We start from the raw sequence: 17,871 nt of genomic DNA on the forward strand, positions 1-17,871 counted from the left end.
TCATGCGAAAATGAATCAAACATACTACATAAAGAATAGAAACGAACGCTTGCTAAATAACCATTTTTGTTTGGATCGAAACAAAAAATAGTCTATAGAACATAAATATTTATTCATGAATATAAAAATTTAAAATTTAAGGTAGATAGGACGGGAAAATGAAAAAGATTATTAAAGTTGAAGCAGTTGAAAAACATTTTGGAAATCAAGTGATTATCCCACCTCTTTCTTTAGATATTAAAGAGGGAGAGTTTTTAACAATTTTAGGGCCGAGTGGCTGCGGGAAAACGACTTTACTTCGTATGATCGCAGGATTTGAAACTCCAACTAAAGGGAATCTTTTATTAGATGATGAAAGAATTAACGATTTACCGCCATATAAGCGTCATATGAACCTAGTGTTCCAACATTACGCACTATTCCCACATATGACAGTGGAGAAGAATATTTGTTTTGGTATGAAAATGCAGAAAGTATCAGCAGCAGAGCAGAAAGAGCGTGCTGAAGAGGCAATGCGTTTAACGCAGTTACTTGAGTTCCGTAATCGTAAACCTGCGAAGCTTTCTGGTGGACAACAGCAGCGTGTTGCAATTGCAAGAGCAATTGTAAATAATCCGCGTGTATTACTATTAGATGAGCCACTTGGAGCGCTTGACTTTAAGTTACGAAAAGACTTGCAACGTGAATTGAAAAACTTACAACGTAATTTAGGAATTACGTTCATATACGTAACGCACGATCAAGAAGAAGCAATGAGCATGAGCGATCGTATCGTGGTTATGAATAAAGGACATATCGAACAAATCGGAACGCCGAAAGAAATTTATAATAAGCCGAAAACGTTGTTCGTTGCGACATTCATCGGTGAAAATAATATTGTGAAAAACGGGGAAGGCTATGTAGCAATTCGCCCTGAAAATGTAAAAGTACGTTCGGTTGAAGAACCAATTTTAAAAGAATACCATCTTGGACATATTGAAGATATAGAGTTTGTCGGAAATATGGAGAAGCTTTATGTACGTGATGAGAAAACATCAGAATTACTAATGGCATATCAAACTGCTGAAGAGGCAGCGCAGTGGAGCATTGGAGATAATGTATATGTAGGCTGGGAGCAAGAGGACGAGGTGACCTTAAATTGAAAAAAGGGAAATTACTCGCACTACCTACAGTCGCGTGGTTATTAATTTTCTTCCTAATCCCGCTCGTATTCGTATTAGGATTCGCCTTCATGCAGCGCGGAGCTTACGGGACAGTAGAAATGCAATTTACGCTGGAGAATATATCCCGTGTGTTTGATCCATTGTACTTAGGGACATTATGGGAAACTGTTAAAATCGCAGTTATTACTACAGTAATATGTTTATTAATTGGTTATCCATTTGCGTATACAATTACAATTGTTGACCGCAAATATCGTTCTATTCTTTTATTATTGGCAACGATCCCGTTTTGGATTAACTTTCTTGTTCGTTCATACGCATGGATTGTTATTTTACGTTCACAAGGCCTTGTGAATACGTTGTTATTAAAGCTTGGTATTATTAGTGAACCGTTAAATTTATTATATAATACTCCTTCTGTAATACTCGGAATGGTCTATTCTTTATTACCATTTATGATCTTACCAGTGTATGCAGCAATTGAGCAGCTAGATAAGCGTAAGCTAGAAGCGGCTTATGATTTAGGAGCAACACCAATAAAGGCATTTTGGAATATAACAGTGCCGATGACAATGTCAGGAATTGCGACTGGTTCTATTTTAGTATTCGTTTCTTCTATCGGAATGTTTGTTGTATCAGACGTGATGGGCGGATCGAAAGTAGCATTAATCGGAAACGTTATTCAAAACCAATTCTTAGGTGCACGTGACTGGCCGTTTGGATCTGCGTTATCGATTATCGTTGTTCTATTCTCTGTTCTGTTAATTTACTTATATTATCGTGCAACGAAAGTATATAAATATAATGAGAACGGAGGGGAATAGGCAAAGATGAAGAAGTTTTTAGTTTCTTATTCTTGGTTAATTTTGTTATTCTTGTATTTTCCAATGATGGTTTTAATGGTCTATTCTTTCAACGACTCTCGCATTAATGCGGAGTGGGAAGGTTTTACATTCCATTGGTATACAGATTTATTTCAAAAACAAGATGTTATTGATGCATTTGTAAATAGTATTACGATTGCAGTTATAACAACGATTGTGACAACGGTACTTGGCGTATTCTTTGCGATTGCTTTACATCGTTATAAATATCGTTTCGAAGGGGCTATTAATGGCCTTGTATATTTACCAATTTTAATTCCTGATATTTTAATGGGATTATCTTTACTAATTCTTTTCAGTCAGTTAGGAATGGAACTTGGACAAACAACGATTATTATTGCACATATTACATTTAGTATTTCGTTTGTTGTTGTTATTTTAGCTGCGCGTCTTTCAAGTATGGGACGTGACTTAGAAGAAGCTGCAAATGATTTAGGAGCAACGCCTTGGCAAACGTTTCGTTATGTAACGTTCCCAGCAATTGCACCGGGAGTTATTTCGGCAGCATTATTAACATTCACATTATCAATTGATGATTTTGTAATTAGTTTCTTCGTATCAGGACCAGGATCAACAACATTGCCATTATACATTTACAGTATGGTTAAGCGCGGAGTATCACCAGAAATTAATGCTCTTTCTACAATTTTAATTGTTGCTATCGTAGGATTAATGGTTCTATCTGAAATCTTCCGTAACAAAGGTGCAGATGGTGAAGAAAACTCTGGAGGACACCTTCCTTTATAATACGAACGATATAGAAAGTACGAGGGGGTAATAAACCGATGAAATTAATGAAAAGAATAGCTGGCGCAGCAATTAGCTTTAGCCTTGTTGCTGGTGTACTTGCTGGTTGTGGTGAAAAAAAAGAAGAATTAAATATTTATAGCTGGGCTGACAATTTTGATGAGCAAGTGCTAAGAGATTTTGAAAAGAAATATAATGTGAAAATTAACTATGATAAGTACGCAAGTAACGAAGAAATGCTTGCGAAATTACAAGCTGGTGGCGCAAAGTATGATTTAATTCAGCCATCTGATTACATGGTTAAAACAATGGCGAAAATGGATTTATTAGCGCCGTTAGATAAAAAGAATATCCCAAATATCGAAAACATGGTTTCTAATTTCAAAACACCGGCGTTTGATCCAGAGAATAAATATTCTTTAGTGTACACTTGGGGTGTAACAGGGATTGCATACAATAAAAAGTATGTGAAAGAAGCACCTACAAGCTGGGCTGACTTATGGAATGAGAAATATAAAGGACATGTAACGTTACTAAACGATTCTCGTGAAGTATTAGGAATGGGTCTTAAGAAGCACGGTTTCTCAAACAGTACGAAAGAAGATGCAGAGTTAAAGACAGCAGCAGATGATTTAAAGAAGCTGCTTCCAAACTTATTAGCATTTGATACAGACAACATTAAACAAAAATTCATTACAGAAGATGCTTGGATCGGAACAGTTTGGTCTGGAGATGCAGCATTTATCGCAAAAGATAATAAAGATGTAGAATACGTTGTACCAAAAGAAGGCGGCACAATTTGGGCTGATACGTTAGCAATTCCAAAAGGTGCAAAACATAAAGAGCTTGCTGAGAAATTTATGAACTACTTACTAGATGAAAAAGTAAGTGTGAAAAACTACGAGTCAATTGGTTACAGTAATCCAAATGAAAAAGCTCATCCTCTTCATAGTAAAGAATACCGTGATAATCACATGATTTTCTTAACGAAAGAAGAGTTAGATCGTACAGAATGGCTTGTTGATGTAGATGATAAGTTAAAAGACTATGATCGTTACTGGACGGAGCTAAAAACAAAAGGTAAATAAGTAAGGAAATGCGGTTTCTAAAGTAGAAATCGCATTTTTTCATAGTAGGAGGAAATCGTTTGAAGAAGAAGTTACATCAATATGAGATAATGTGTATTGCTTTATTATTTGCTGTATTTGGTATTGTTGCTTGGCGCGTACATGCAGGTGGCGTTACCGTGATGGATACATATGTCCGTGGATTAGTAAAAGGGCTACAAACGGAGAGTTCCCTTACATTTTTCTCGTACTTTACAAAATTGGGATCAGCAATTGGGATAGTCGCTACGCTCGTTATAAGTTTGCTTGTTTTTTGGAAGAAGCGTTATTATGCTACGATGATTGTGTATCCACTGGGAATTTTAATAACACATCTTGTGAATAAAGGGATAAAAGAGATTGTACAGAGAGAACGTCCGTCATTAAATGAAGCGCTAGATGCACTTGGATATAGTTTTCCTAGTGGACATGCAATGCTATCAATTATGACATTTGGATTTCTTGCTTATATCATTGCTGCTAATTTGAAAAGCATAGCTGGGAAATGTGTCACAACGATTTTGATGGGCACAGTAATTCTATCGATTGGATTAAGTAGAGTCATTTTAAATGTACATTACCCAACTGATATTTTAGCTGGTTACTGCGTAGGTGGTATTTTGTTAGTTATCGCTATTTACTATCATCGTTTACTTACTGAGAGATTGGGGTTTAATAAAGAGAGATAGAAAAAACGCCTGGAAAAACTATCATTATAGTGTTCCTAGGCGTTTTTTGTTTGTATAAAGATATGATACAGTATAAGTGACAATTGAATTATTTAAAGTAGGTGAAAATGTGTGAAGACAAATGTTCATAAAGTTGATAAGTGGGGCAAGTTAGGAGCTTTTTTGTATCAATTTCGTTATACAGTAATTGTAGCGTTACTGTTGCTCGCAATCGCACTTGGGATTTTTGCTCCAAAGCTACCGGGAGTATTAGGTGGTGACGGTTTCCAAACGGAAGGCGACTATCAAAAAACAAAAGAAATTTTAGATAAAGATTTTAAGAGGTCTCAAGATACGCTTCTGCTCGTTTTTGAGAAAAATAAAGATGCTTCGCATGAGGAATTTAAAAAACGAATAGATGAAATTGTAAAGAATGTTCAAGAGAAAGAGAACTATGAATCTTTCCATCACCCAATCCAAAATAAAGAAATGCTACAAGGTGATATCGGTTATGCGACAATTTTATTTTCCGGGAAAACAAATAAAGAAAGAATGGAAAAGACATTACAATTTGCTGATGAGATTGAGAAAGAAAGTAATGTAGCATTAAAAGTAACACCTACAGGATTTCCGAAAATTAATCAAGAGATTAATGAAAGAACGCAAAATGATTTAAAAGTAGCAGAAATGATTGGATTACCAATTGCGTTTCTTGTATTACTATTTTCGTTTGGTAGCCTTTTGGCATCAATTTTACCGATTTTGAATGGGGCGCTTAGTGTTATTAGCACGATGGGTATATTGTATTTTATCGGTGTGGATAAAGAACTTTCTATTTTCGTGTTAAACGTTGCACCGATGATTGGACTTGCACTATCTATTGATTTTGCGCTATTATTTGTGAACCGTTTTCGAGAGGAAGTTGCTAAACGAACGGTAAAAGAAGCGATAGCAATTACATATCAGACGGCAGGACGTGCAATTGTATTTTCAGGATTATGCGTATTTGTTGGGTTGTCAGGTTTGTTTTTCTTTAAGATAGATTATATTCAATCTGTCGCGATTAGCGGAATGATTGTTGTGATTATGAGTATTTTATTCTCACTCACACTTCTTCCAGCGCTATTATCGTTAATAGGTAAAAGAATATTAAAAAAGAATCAAGTAGCACATACGCCGGCAAAAGCATGGCGTAAATTTGCACAATTTGTAATGAAACATCCAATCGCAATGATTATTGTTGTTACAACATTTATTGTTATTTGCTTATTGCCGTTACGTACAGCTAATTTGCAGTTCCCTGGTGTTGAAGCTTTACCTGAAAAGAGTGATACAAGGATTGCATATGAAAAGTATGAAGAAGCATTTAATGAAACTGTCAAAACACACGCTGATGTTATGTTAGTTGTAGAGACGAAAGAAGATATGAAAGAAAAAGAAAGTCTACAAAAGATAGAAGAAGTCGTTCAAAAGTTAAAAGATGATAAGAAAGTACATGAAGTAAGAAGTTTATACGACGGGTTAACTGGAATGAAAGCAGATCAAGTTGTTGGAATATTGCAGTCGCCAGAGTCAGCGAAACTAACTCCTGTATTTGAAGCATACACGAAAGGGAATAAGACGACGATAGAAGTCTTTTTGAAAACAAAACCACGTACAGAGACTGCAAAACAGTGGGTGCGTGACTTTAAAAAGAACTATAAAGAAACGGATGTTACGTATTATCTAGGCGGAATGACGACGTTTCAACAAGAATTAGAAGATGAAATTAAAGATAAAGTTGTAATTGGTATGTCTGTTATATTTGGATCGACCTTTGTTATATTATTATTTGCATTCCGATCTATACTCATTCCAATTAAGGCAATTATTATGAATATACTTAGTTTAAGTGCAACCATTGGAATTGTTGTTTGGTTATTTGAAGGTGGTCATTTCGGTTTAGAAGCGAGTCCGGTTCTGTTTGTCTTACCAATCTTCATTTTTGGCCTCGTATTTGGGCTTAGTATGGATTATGAAGTATTTCTTATTTCACGCATTCATGAGCTCTATGAAGAAACAGGAGATAACGATCAAGCAACGTTAGAAGGGCTCGTTTCAACAAGTAGAATCATTACATCAGCTGCTTTAATAATGATTGTTGTAACGGGTGCATTCGCATTTACTGATATTTTACCAGTAAAGCAGATGGGGCTTGGCGTCGCATTAGCAATATTTCTTGATGCAACAATTATTCGTCTTATGCTCGTACCAAGCTTAATGAAGTTATTTGGAGACTGGAACTGGTGGTTGCCATTTCGAAAAAAACGAGAAAAATCATCATAAAAAAATGCTCATCATATTGATGAGCATTTTTTTATGAATAGCAAGACCCACATTTTGCAAATAGTATGTGATAAGAACATTACATACAAGTAGGTGAAGGCAATGTTTCGTTATTTTAAGTTTAAGTTAAATGATACAGTACAGTTTGCAGAAAACGATGGGCATATGTATCGCATTGTCGGTTATCGGTTAGAAAAGGGATTTTATCCAAAAGATGAATGGACTCATATCATTTATGAACTACTTAGAGAATTTGACGGGTATACGATGGATGCAGAGGAGGAAGAACTTGTAAAGGTCGTTCAAGTAGAGGATGAGTATTACAAAATACAAGAAGTATCAGGTTATCGTTATCCAGTAAAAATGAAACAAAAACAACAAGTGATGAAAATAGAAAGGATGGACGATTTATTAGATGCTTACAATGATTATAAAAGGTTGGCAGATTTCTTTAAAGATTTATCGTATGAACAAAAAGCTGAAGAAGTATTGTTAGAAATGAAAAGGCTTAGAGCTTGAGGGGCAGTCTATTATAAGACTGTCCTCTATTTTTGACGGTGCATCAAAGTGTGTTTTCCGTTACAATGAGAGAATCAATAGAAATAAGGTGATAAACAGTATGGAAACAAAGAAAAAGGGCGAATGGTGTGAAATTACCGTTCCAGCTAAATGGAATGGTATAAGTATTGAATCGGTATTAAAAGTAGAATGGGAAATACCGAAAAAGCTATTACATCAGCTTCGTATGGAAAAAGGTGTTACGGTTAACGGGGAACAAAGAAGATGGAATGAGCTTTTAAAAGAGAACGATAAGTTACAAGTTCATATGTTTGCGGAGGAAGAGTACGGTGTAGATCCAGAATATGGTGAATTACATGTAGTATACGAAGATGATCACGTACTCATCGTAAATAAACTAGAGCAAATGGACACACATCCTGCTGAAAAAGGTGGAAACGGGACGCTTGCAAATCTTGTTGCTTTTCATTTTCAAATGCAAGGTTTAGAGACGAAGGTTCGTCATATTCATCGTTTAGATAAAGATACGACAGGTGGTGTCGTGTTTGCTAAGCATAGAATTGCTGGTGCAATTATGGATCGTTTATTAATGGAACGAAAAATTAAAAGAACGTACGCAGCGCTCGTTGAAGGGAAAGTAAAGAAGAAACAAGGAACGATTGATGCTGCTATCGGAAGGGATCGCCATCATGCTACAAGGCGTCGTATTTCTCCAAAAGGTGACCAAGCTATCACATATTATAAAGTAGAAAAGTATTTTAAGAAGCAAAACACGACTTTCGTAACGTTACAATTAGAAACGGGTAGAACGCATCAAATTCGTGTTCATATGAGTCATAATGGTAATCCACTAGTTGGGGATGTATTATATGGTGGGCAAACAAAATATATGTCCAGTCAAGCATTACATGCGATGAAGATAAATTTCTTGCATCCAATTACGAAAGAAGCGATTGAAGTTGATGTGCCGTTTCCTACAAAATTAAATAATAAAATAAAAGAATTTCAAAAAGAAAATGCGTAAAGTATAAGTTTTAATTTGAAAAAAGTAGATTTTTGCAGGGATTTCTCTAAAAGAAGCGAAGCCGTTAAGAGAAAAGAGAGGTGAGAATTACTTGATCAAATATAAGTATGTACTTGGAATATTTTTCGCTTGTCTTTTAGTTACTCTATGTCTTTACCCCTATTTACCAAATCGTATGGCAGTACATTGGAACGTAAATGGTGAGCCAAACGAGTTTATGAGTAAACAAGTTGTTGTAGCATTTATTCCTTGTTTTATTATTTTTTCATATGGATTTTTGTATATTATTTCACATAATATATTTAAGTTTAATCAAAGAGAGCATTGTATTATAGGTGGATTTATAAAGAAAATTACATTATTTATGTTGTTTATTCATATGCTTATTCTCTTGATTAATTTTGGAGATTTTATATTCTTTCAAACAGGATTAACGATTGGGATTAGTATGTTTCTTTTTATGCTGAGTAAAGAATTTAAGAAAATAAAAGGCAAAGAAAAAGATCCAATTAAATTACAAAAAATTCGTTTAGTAAGTAGACGGATTTTTCAAGTGATGGCATGTGGCATATTGTTTTCATTGTTTTTGAACTTAGAGTGGGGATTTTATATATTGCTTAGTGTAATAAGCTGTGGATCTATGTTGTTTATGTTCTATATTTTCTATTCATACATAATAGAAAGCTATGAAACTTGAAAAAGAGTCTTCTCATTATGAGAAGACTCTTTTAATCTATTTACTTTGTAATAAATTGTTGTGTCCAGTAGTTGCCGCTTTCTACATAACCAACACCGATGTGAGTGAAGCCGTTATTTAAGATGTTTGCACGGTGTCCAGCGCTGTTCATCCAAGCTTGTACTACTTCTTCAGGTGTACGTTGGCCTTGAGCGATGTTTTCACCTGCAGATGTATAAGAAATACCAAATTTCTTCATCATGTCAAACGGAGACCCGTATGTAGGGCTGTTATGATCAAAGTAGTTGTTTTTTTGCATGTCTTCAGACTTAATACGTGCTACTTTGCTTAATTCAGTATCGATTTTTAGTGCTGGTAAGCCTTGCTTTGTACGCTCAGCGTTTGTTAATTCAACAACACGTTGTTCGAACTCGCTTAAAGATTTTGCTTCTTCAGCAGGCTTTTGCTCAGCAGGTTTTTGCTCAGCAGGTTTTTGAGTATTGTTGTTTTCAGCAGGCTTTTGAGCTTCTGGTTTTTGAACTTCTTCAGCAGGCTTTTGCTCGGCAGGCTTTTGAGTTTCTGGCTTAGCTGTTGGTTGCTCAGTTACAACATTTTCAGTAGGTTGTTGACCAGGAATAATGCAATTTGGTTGGAAGTTTCCTTGTTGCCATTGCGCTAATGACTCAACGCCCATAGATTGTAAGAATGCTTGTAATTCTTGTTGGTTCATTTGTTTCATCATTACTTTTGAATGCTGAATATTTTGAACCTTAATGTTAGATGGTTGTACTGTTGCAGCTTGTGCATCTAGAGAAGATACTCCTAAAGTAAGAGCTGTTGCAGCAGCTACAGATAATAAAACACGCTTTTTCATGATGTGTGTCCCCCTATATAAAGTTTTAATTTGTTTTCACACGATTTGTTTTTGACAGCCTGTCTGACTGACAAATTCATCGTAGCATACAATTTGCGAGAAAAAAGATGGAAAAAAATTCATAGACTTTAAAATTACCTAATTTATCCTAAGAGAAGAAGTGAGCAAAAATAAGAGAAATATAGAGTATAAAAGGAATTTATAGTGTTTTTATACTTGATTTTAAGAGGGGTTTTTGGATAAATTTACCTAAAAAGAAAATAAAGAATCCTATTGTATCAATGGTTTGAGCGATTTTTTGAGGAATATAATGGATTGATTTTTACAAAACTGTAATGTTTCTGTTGTTCTTTTTTATAATAAAGTAACATATTTTTAATGTTGTAGCAGACAAAAAAGCGGCTATCTCTTTACATAGACGAAGGAGATAGCCGTTTTCCTATTATTACGTATGTTACGAGTTAGTTTCAATTGCTTCTAATAATAAATCTACAATGTGAATTCCTCTCATTTTATGAGAAAGCCCTTCTCGCTCAATTCCTAATTTCATTTGTAATAAACAACCTGGATTTGCAGTAACAATGGTTGCTGCGTCTGTTTCATGCACACGGTCCATTTTGTAATCTAGAAATTCCATTGATAACTCTGAATGAACAATATTGTAAATACCAGCAGAGCCACAGCAGCGGTCCGCATCTTTCATTTCACGATATGTTGCACCTTGGATAGCCTCTAGTAACATACGAGGTTCAGAAGCTGTGCGCATAACATTGCGTAAATGACAAGAGTCTTGATACGTAATAATTTGCTGCGTGAGTCGTAAATCAGTTCGCTTATGGAAGTCTAGTTCTACTAGTATAGCAGTAATATCTTTAATCTTAGAAACAAACTGCTTAGCACGTTCAGCCCACTCTGGATCATCCTTTAAAAGATAATCATAGTCTACGAGGTAAGCTCCGCAACCACCTGCATTCGTAATAATATAGTCGATGTTTAAATCTTCGAATGCCTTTATATTTCGCTTTGCTAATTCTTTTGCTCCACTCTTTTCACCAGCATGTCCATGCAATGCACCGCAGCAACTTTGTGTTTTCGGAATAACGATATCACAACCAGCTAATTGAAGAAGTTTCATCGTTGCGTTATTTGTTTCTAAAAACATAGTATCCATTAAGCAGCCTGTGAAGAATGCAACTTGTTTTTTCTTTGTACTTTCTGCAGGTAAAAATGAAGGACGATCTTTCATTGCTTTCATTTTTGGCACTTTTGGCAAAATGAGATCCATCGTTGCAAGTGTTTCAGGGAATAACTTCATAATACCTGTTTTATGTGTTAGTGTTTGTAAACCAGAACGTTGATAAAATCCAATTAGTCCTGTTAATGTTCTCATTCGATTTTGATGGGGGAACAATCCTTCAAAAACGACTTTTCGAACAGCTTTCACTGGCATTGAGAATTTTTTATTTTGATTAATAATATCACGAGCTTCTTCTAATAAATGTCCATAATTTACACCAGATGGACAAACAGGCTCACAAGCACGGCAACCAAGACAAACGTTTAATGTATTTTCAACATCTTCATCTGGTTCGATTAAACCATCAACGATAGCTTTCATTAATGCGATACGTCCGCGCGGTGAATGTGACTCTTTATATCCGGATTGAATGTAGGTAGGACAAGTAGGTAAACAAAAACCGCATCGCATACAGTTTAGTAATTCATCTTCACTTAATCGTTCTTTAAATTCTTTTTGAATATTTTCTTTATTTAATGTGGTCATCGCTCAACCACCACTCTTTTTCGAGTGTCTTTCGCGAACATTTTTCCAGGATTCATAATGTTATTTGGATCGAAAGCTTGCTTTATTCCTTGCATAGCTGCAATACCTTCTTTACCTAATTTCATTTCTAAATATGGAGCTTTCATCGCACCAACACCATGTTCACCAGTAATTGTGCCACCAAGTTCAATTGCTTTCGTAAATATTTCAGCAAAAGCTTGTTCAGCTCGGTGCATTTCTTCTGCATTACGAGCGTCTGTCATACAAGTTGGATGTAAGTTACCGTCACCAGCGTGTCCAAACGTACAAATAGGAATATTATATTTTTTTGCAATGGCATTAATAGCTTCAACCATCGGAGCGATTTGTGAACGTGGTACAGTTGCATCTTCTAATATTGTAGTAGGTTTTAATCGTGCGAGCGCTGATAGTGCACTACGGCGAGCGGTACGAAGTGCATCTGCTTCCGTTTCATCTTTTGCAATGCGAACATCAACTGCATTCATAGAGCGGCAAACGTTAGCCATGTTTTCAATATCTCGATTGACTACTTCGGGCGGGCCGTCTTGTTCGATTAATAAAATTGCTTTTACATCTGTAGGTAAACCGATTTGTGCAAACTCTTCTACTACTTCAATTGTCGGTTGGTCTAAAAATTCCAGAGTTGCTGGAATAATTTTATTTGCAATAATAGAAGAAACAGCACGTGCAGCTTCATTAATATCTTCATAGAGTGCAAGCATTGTTTTCTTTGTTTCAGGCATAGGAACAAGTTTTAATATCGCTTCTGTTACCACGCCAAGTGTTCCTTCAGAGCCGATAAATAAACGAGTTAAATCGTAACCAGCTACATCTTTTGCTAATTTGCCGCCAGTACGAATAATATCACCATTTGGTAAGACAAGTTCAAGCCCCATTACATAATCACGTGTTACGCCATATTTCAAGCCGCGTAACCCACCTGAATTTTCATTAATATTGCCGCCGATTGTAGAAATCTTCATCGAACTTGGATCTGGCGGATAAAATAAACCTTTTTCTTCTACTGCTTTAATAATATCAAGTGTAATGACACCAGCTTGTACAGTAATTGTTAAGTTTTCTTCATCAATTTCTAAAATATTGTTCATATGGCGGAAAATAAGGACGATACCGCCTTCAAGTGGACATGTTCCTGCGCAAAGATTTGTTCCAGACCCACGAACATACACAGGAATTTTGTGAGTGTTACATACCTTTAACACTTCAGCTACTTCATTTGTATTACGTGGAGCAATGACTGCATCAGGCATTGCTTGGAAGTTTGGAGTGGCATCATAACTATAAGTTAAACGCCCCATATTGGATGTATCTACATTATCTTCGCCAACAATAGATACGAATGAATGAATAATTTGCTTTTCTAACATTGGAAATCCCCCTCAAACTGTTAACGTGTTTAGTTATAATAAACAACGTGGTAACAGTGCTTTCATTATAATGATAAAAAAGTAAAGGGATTCTTTCTATGTGTAATCATCTAAAGATTAATCTGTTTTATCGTTCTTTTTTGTATGATTATCTAATAGGAGGAGTGCGAAGTATAAAACGTTTAAGTCTTTGAATTGTTTTGGATCAAGTCCTGTATGCTCTTCAATCTTTTTTAGCCTGTAATGTAATGTGTTAATGTGTATATGTAATTGTTTAGCTGTCTGTTTATAAGATTGGTTATAATCGATAAATAAGCGTAAGGTGTGCATAAGCTCAGGAGATGATAGTAAGTTTTCGATGGTACGCTCTAGAAATTGTTCACGCGTTTCGGCAGAAATATCTTGTAAACACATTTCTAAACGTAAATCTTCATTAAATACAATTTGTTTCGTTTCCAATGATACAGAAAGAGCACGTAATGCTTGTTCGTAAGATATGTTCATATTGTTTGGGGTAACTGTTTGTCCAATCCCGATATATAAAGGAATAGAAAATAAAGCTTCGCAGTCTTGTTTTAATCGTTTTAAAAATTGGTATGTTTGCTCGTTGGAGCTCATCGCTGTAAATAAAATAAAACGATCATTTCCCCACCGAACAAATAGATGCTCTTTTGTTAATATATTGCGTATATGTTGCCATATTTTACGCTGGAGCATCGTGTCATTTTTTCCAATAGAAAACAAAATAAGTTGTTTCTTCTTATATAAATCAATGCCAAGTGTTTTGGCGCGATCGAGAAAACTTGGAGACCATTCTGTATTTTGAAGCCAATCAAAGACGAAAGCTTCATAAGAACGGTGCTCAAGTTCTAGTTGCTCTAAAAAGTAGTTTTCATGAATTAATAACTCGGTCATCTTACGCAATATTTCTCCATAGCGTGAAATATTTTCAGGTTCTCCTGTAATTCCAATAACACCAATTACTTCGTCATGAAATAATAAAGGAAGATTCATTCCAGCCTTTACACCTTGCAACTGCCTTTCATCTTCTGTTGTAATGATGACAGTTTTCTTTTGGTTAGCGCAGCGGAGTGCACCTTCATGAAATTGACCAATTCTTTCTGTATCTGTACTTGCAATAATAACGCCTTGTATATTAATAATAATAATATTCTCTGTAATTAGTCTGCGTACTTCTCGTACAATTTTATTCGCTAAATCAGGAAATAGCATAATTGACACACCTCAAATTCTATTTGTTGTACATTATATATGTAAATTGAGTAAGAAAGGAAAATTTCACACTTTCCACACATTTATTTGTTATTTTACAATTATAACGAAATCATCCGAAGATGGAGGGAATCTTTTGAGAAAGTATGTTTTTCTTCTCTGTTTTTTATTTCTATTAGTAGGGTGTCAAGGAAGTTCATATACACCAATTGCTAAAGATAAAAATGTTATTATAACAACGAATATAAAAGAAGGCAGCATTAGTTTTATTGATAAAAAAAATAAAAAGTTAATCACGACATGGGAACTAAATGAGCCAATGGCCGGAATCACACTGCTTCCAAACGGTGAGGAAATCCTTGTATACGGTAAGCAATTAGAATATATGTATGTATATTCATTGGCGGAAGGAAGGCAAGTGGAAAAATATAAAACTGGAAAGGGCATTGTAAATGTGGTCGTATCAGAAGATAAAAAGCAATTATTTGCTGCCGATCAAAATGTTCAAAAGGTAAGGTTCTTTACGATAAATGGGAAAGAGACAGGAAATGTTTCAACAGGAAAAGGTCCTATAACGATGGTAGAGTATCATAATCGGTTATCTGTACTAAACTTTTATGATACGAAACTAACGACAATTGATACGAAGAAAAAAGAAGTTGTTCAATCCTTTATGATTCCGCCAGCATCAACCGGAGCAACGATTAGTCCTGATGGGAAAGAAATATGGATTGGCGGACATGGTGATGGAAATCAAGTAAATGAGAAAGTGTTAGTGTATTCTTTACAGGGGGGAGAAATGGTGCGCTCTTTACACGCTCCATTTATGCCTGTGAATATAACGAAGGATAGTAAGTACGTATATGCACTAAGTCATGGTTCGAACACACTTAGAAAGTTTGATATTAGCACATATAAAGAAATAGCTTCTGTAGAAGTAGGATCGAATCCATTTGCATTTTTGGAGAGCGGAGCAGAAGGATATGTAGCAAGTTATGATAGTGATGAAGTGTGCGTTATGGATATGAAGAATTTGAAAATAAAACAAACAATTAAAGTCGGAAAAGGACCGTTTCAACTCATAGAGAGGGAAGGGAAGGATAATGAATAAATATAGAGTGCTAGTTGTAGATGATGAAAGTGATATGAGGCAGCTTGTTGGAATGTATTTGGACAACTTCGGATATGAGTGGGGAGAAGCTGAAAATGGAAAAGAGGCTCTTAAAAAACTAGAAACAGATCATTATGATTTCGTTGTATTAGATATTATGATGCCGGAAATGGATGGACTTTCAGTTTGTAAAGAAATTAGAAAAACGTCAGATGTGCCGATTATATTTTTAACCGCAAAAGGTGAAGAGTGGAATAGGGTGAACGGCTTACGTATGGGAGCGGATGATTATATTGTAAAACCGTTTAGTCCTGGTGAATTGGTTGCCCGTATGGAAGCTGTGTTAAGAAGATATACAAAGCAAGAACAGCAAGAAGAGATTCAATTTGGACCAATTCTTATCAATGAAAAAAGTAGACGAATAGAGGCGGATGGTGAGCCGATTTCTCTTACAGTAAAAGAGTTTGATTTACTATATTTTCTTTGTCAGCATACAGGACAAGTATTTAGCCGGGAACAATTACTTGAAAAGGTATGGGGATATGATTATGCGGGAAGTACAAGAACAGTAGATACGCACGTGAAAACGATGCGCTTGAAGCTTGGAGAAAGTGGAAACTACATTCAAACTGTTTGGGGTGTAGGCTATAAATTCGAGGTGTAACGTATGTTTACGATGGTACAAAAACTTTGGCTTACAGTAGTGTGTGCAGTATGTGTAACAGTGTCCTTTCTTTATTTCGTATCTTTATACTCATATGAAAAACTATACGTTGATAATTTAAAAGGTTCATTAGTAATGGAAGGGAAAAATCTTGCTGCTCAGTATGATAAGCGCGAAGGAATATCAATTTTTGAAGAGAAAGTAAGATCATTTGATCAAATATCTAGTTCAGACGTTCTTTTCGTGTCTAATCCGCGTGATTTAAGTGCATGTTTACCTTTTGATGTGCATCATCATTCTCTTATAAGTGAAGGAGATAGGCAAACGCTATTAGATGGGAAAACTGTGACAAAGATAGGATATGAAGAACATTTTGAACGTAATATTATGGGGGTTGTCATCCCTGTATTGGAAAATAAAAAATTAGTCGGAATTGTATATTCTTATATTCCTTTAAAAAGTATAAAAGACTTAATATATGATATGGGTCTTATTTTAGCACCACTAGCAATTGCTATGATTTTAATTACGATATGGGTTGGAAGAAAAATTATAATTGCAATTACGAAGCCGCTTTCGCAAATGGAGCGGGTTGCAAATCATTTGGCTACGGGAGATTTTTCGGAGCGGATTACCGTTTCTTCAGAGGATGAAATTGGACGATTAGGAAAAGCATTTAATAAAATGGCAAATTCATTAGAAACAGAAGATGTAAAGCGTAAGGAATTTTTAGCAAATGTTTCGCATGAACTTAGAACACCACTTAGTTATATAAAAGGGTATAGCGAGGCTATTTTAGATGGTGTTGCAAAGGGAGCTCAGCAGGAAAAAGTAACCCAGCTAATTCATAAAGAAGCAGGTCGTATGCAGCGTCTCGTTCATGACTTGTTAGACTTAGCACAATTAGAAGGTGAGCACTTTCCGTTAAAGAAGCAACCTATCGTTTTTTCACAGCTGATTGAAGACGTATTAGATACGTATGAGATTAAGTTTATAGAAAAGGAAATTCATATTTCAACCAATTTAAATCCAGAGGTCATTGTCATGATTGATGAGGATCGTATGCAACAAGTGCTTCATAATGTGTTAGATAATGCGATACGGTATACAAATCAAAAAGGAAATATCGTTATAACTTTAGAGCAAATCGATGATTACTGTGAATTAAAAATAAAAGATACAGGAATTGGCATTGATATAGAGCATTTGGAGAATCTTGGGGAACGCTTTTACAGAGTTGATAAAGCGAGAAGTCGTCAACATGGTGGAACAGGTTTAGGCCTTGCTATTGTGAAACAAATTGTTCATATACATGGTGGACAGTGGAAAATTGAAAGTGAAAAAGATAAGGGAACAACGGTTATTATTAAACTGAATGTACAGGATGAGGGGGGCATGTTCTAATTTTTAGGGCATGTTCTTTATATTGAAGAAAATATTTATCCCGCTATTCTCTGGTCAGTAAGACCCTCACCTCAAAATTCAGCGGAAGCAAAGAAGTTAGGTGGAGGCACTGCTGCCCGTAAAAGCCCGATTGGTGAGGGCTAATAATCAGTGGGGGATGAACAAAACCCTCACTGATTAAAGTTTCACTTTATACGTAAAAATATAAATTAATATGTAATAAATATCGGAAATTTGACTATTTTATGAACAAAACATTTGTACTTCTTATCAATTCGGTC

General features: G+C 35.4%; 16 protein-coding genes. 12 read left to right on the forward strand and 4 right to left on the reverse strand.

Features of this window, described 5'->3' with window-relative positions:
- Positions 1-158 precede the first annotated feature (158 nt).
- The 9 genes from potA to BCG9842_RS06225 all read left to right on the forward strand — a co-directional run bounded on the left by potA (position 159) and on the right by BCG9842_RS06225 (position 9,133).
- Positions 159-1,142: a spermidine/putrescine ABC transporter ATP-binding protein PotA gene (gene potA / locus BCG9842_RS06185; RefSeq protein WP_000720333.1), complete on the forward strand. Its 984-nt coding sequence runs from the start codon at positions 159-161 to the stop codon at positions 1,140-1,142.
- On the forward strand, positions 1,139-1,987 hold the full coding sequence (gene potB / locus BCG9842_RS06190) for a spermidine/putrescine ABC transporter permease PotB (RefSeq protein ID WP_000715500.1): 849 nt from the start codon (positions 1,139-1,141) through the stop codon (positions 1,985-1,987). Before potA ends, potB begins: the two co-directional genes overlap by 4 nt.
- A 6-nt stretch (positions 1,988-1,993) precedes the next feature.
- On the forward strand, positions 1,994-2,794 hold the full coding sequence (gene potC, locus BCG9842_RS06195; protein WP_000714192.1) for a spermidine/putrescine ABC transporter permease PotC: 801 nt from the start codon (positions 1,994-1,996) through the stop codon (positions 2,792-2,794).
- A 38-nt stretch (positions 2,795-2,832) separates the two neighbouring features.
- A complete protein-coding gene (gene potD, locus BCG9842_RS06200) occupies positions 2,833-3,882 on the forward strand; it encodes a spermidine/putrescine ABC transporter substrate-binding protein PotD (protein WP_000772489.1) in 1,050 nt (349 codons plus the stop codon).
- 59 nt (positions 3,883-3,941) lie between these two features.
- Positions 3,942-4,589, forward strand: a complete 648-nt coding sequence (locus tag BCG9842_RS06205; protein ID WP_000727779.1) for a phosphatase PAP2 family protein — start codon at positions 3,942-3,944, stop codon at positions 4,587-4,589.
- Positions 4,590-4,700: 111 nt separating this feature from the next.
- Positions 4,701-6,893 carry an MMPL family transporter gene (locus tag BCG9842_RS06210; protein WP_000856414.1) on the forward strand — a complete coding sequence of 731 codons (2,193 nt, stop codon included), beginning with the start codon at positions 4,701-4,703 and terminating at the stop codon, positions 6,891-6,893.
- A 102-nt stretch (positions 6,894-6,995) separates the two neighbouring features.
- Positions 6,996-7,412 carry a hypothetical protein gene (locus tag BCG9842_RS06215; RefSeq protein ID WP_000490302.1) on the forward strand — a complete coding sequence of 139 codons (417 nt, stop codon included), beginning with the start codon at positions 6,996-6,998 and terminating at the stop codon, positions 7,410-7,412.
- 100 nt (positions 7,413-7,512) lie between these two features.
- Entirely contained in the window at positions 7,513-8,436 is a 924-nt protein-coding gene (locus BCG9842_RS06220) for an RluA family pseudouridine synthase (RefSeq protein ID WP_000448345.1), read from the forward strand.
- A 91-nt stretch (positions 8,437-8,527) separates the two neighbouring features.
- The gene (locus BCG9842_RS06225; protein WP_000599008.1) at positions 8,528-9,133 is read left to right on the forward strand and encodes a DUF1648 domain-containing protein; all 606 of its coding nucleotides are present in this window, start codon (positions 8,528-8,530) and stop codon (positions 9,131-9,133) included.
- A 40-nt stretch (positions 9,134-9,173) separates the two neighbouring features.
- On the opposite strand, the gene BCG9842_RS06230 is transcribed toward BCG9842_RS06225, so the two are convergent.
- The 4 genes from BCG9842_RS06230 to BCG9842_RS06245 all read right to left on the reverse strand — a co-directional run bounded on the left by BCG9842_RS06230 (position 9,174) and on the right by BCG9842_RS06245 (position 14,420).
- Positions 9,174-9,986: a CAP domain-containing protein gene (locus BCG9842_RS06230; RefSeq protein ID WP_000747571.1), complete on the reverse strand. Its 813-nt coding sequence runs from the start codon at positions 9,984-9,986 to the stop codon at positions 9,174-9,176.
- Positions 9,987-10,440: 454 nt separating this feature from the next.
- Positions 10,441-11,769: a (Fe-S)-binding protein gene (locus tag BCG9842_RS06235; RefSeq protein WP_000209615.1), complete on the reverse strand. Its 1,329-nt coding sequence runs from the start codon at positions 11,767-11,769 to the stop codon at positions 10,441-10,443.
- Positions 11,766-13,178 (reverse strand): glycolate oxidase subunit GlcD, encoded by a 1,413-nt coding sequence (glcD, locus tag BCG9842_RS06240; RefSeq protein WP_000890758.1) that lies wholly within the window; start codon positions 13,176-13,178, stop codon positions 11,766-11,768. The genes BCG9842_RS06235 and glcD overlap by 4 nt, the downstream gene beginning before the upstream one ends.
- Positions 13,179-13,295: 117 nt before the next feature.
- Positions 13,296-14,420, reverse strand: coding sequence for a CdaR family transcriptional regulator (locus BCG9842_RS06245; protein WP_003277264.1), 1,125 nt, complete (start codon positions 14,418-14,420; stop codon positions 13,296-13,298).
- 127 nt (positions 14,421-14,547) lie between these two features.
- Here BCG9842_RS06245 and BCG9842_RS06250 point away from each other — a divergent pair, with 127 nt between their 5' ends.
- The 3 genes from BCG9842_RS06250 to BCG9842_RS06260 are packed head-to-tail and all read left to right on the forward strand — an operon-like array spanning position 14,548 to position 17,590.
- The gene (locus tag BCG9842_RS06250; protein WP_001234158.1) at positions 14,548-15,522 is read left to right on the forward strand and encodes a YncE family protein; all 975 of its coding nucleotides are present in this window, start codon (positions 14,548-14,550) and stop codon (positions 15,520-15,522) included.
- Positions 15,515-16,186: a response regulator transcription factor gene (locus BCG9842_RS06255; protein ID WP_001046396.1), complete on the forward strand. Its 672-nt coding sequence runs from the start codon at positions 15,515-15,517 to the stop codon at positions 16,184-16,186. Before BCG9842_RS06250 ends, BCG9842_RS06255 begins: the two co-directional genes overlap by 8 nt.
- Positions 16,187-16,189: 3 nt before the next feature.
- Positions 16,190-17,590, forward strand: a complete 1,401-nt coding sequence (locus BCG9842_RS06260; RefSeq protein WP_000494812.1) for a sensor histidine kinase — start codon at positions 16,190-16,192, stop codon at positions 17,588-17,590.
- Positions 17,591-17,871: the final 281 nt, after the last annotated feature.

It is taken from the genome of Bacillus cereus G9842 (genome assembly GCF_000021305.1).
In the GTDB taxonomy this organism is placed as follows: domain Bacteria; phylum Bacillota; class Bacilli; order Bacillales; family Bacillaceae_G; genus Bacillus_A; species Bacillus_A thuringiensis_S.

Coding starts and splice junctions, on each gene's coding strand:
- BCG9842_RS06220 (WP_000448345.1), top strand. CDS start 7,513: ATGGAAACAAAGAAAAAGGGCGAATGGTGTGAAATTACCGTTCCAGCT.
- BCG9842_RS06230 (WP_000747571.1), bottom strand. CDS start 9,986: ATGAAAAAGCGTGTTTTATTATCTGTAGCTGCTGCAACAGCTCTTACT.
- BCG9842_RS06215 (WP_000490302.1), top strand. CDS start 6,996: ATGTTTCGTTATTTTAAGTTTAAGTTAAATGATACAGTACAGTTTGCA.
- potA (WP_000720333.1), top strand. CDS start 159: ATGAAAAAGATTATTAAAGTTGAAGCAGTTGAAAAACATTTTGGAAAT.
- glcD (WP_000890758.1), bottom strand. CDS start 13,178: ATGTTAGAAAAGCAAATTATTCATTCATTCGTATCTATTGTTGGCGAA.
- BCG9842_RS06255 (WP_001046396.1), top strand. CDS start 15,515: ATGAATAAATATAGAGTGCTAGTTGTAGATGATGAAAGTGATATGAGG.
- BCG9842_RS06260 (WP_000494812.1), top strand. CDS start 16,190: ATGTTTACGATGGTACAAAAACTTTGGCTTACAGTAGTGTGTGCAGTA.
- BCG9842_RS06235 (WP_000209615.1), bottom strand. CDS start 11,769: ATGACCACATTAAATAAAGAAAATATTCAAAAAGAATTTAAAGAACGA.
- potD (WP_000772489.1), top strand. CDS start 2,833: ATGAAATTAATGAAAAGAATAGCTGGCGCAGCAATTAGCTTTAGCCTT.
- potC (WP_000714192.1), top strand. CDS start 1,994: ATGAAGAAGTTTTTAGTTTCTTATTCTTGGTTAATTTTGTTATTCTTG.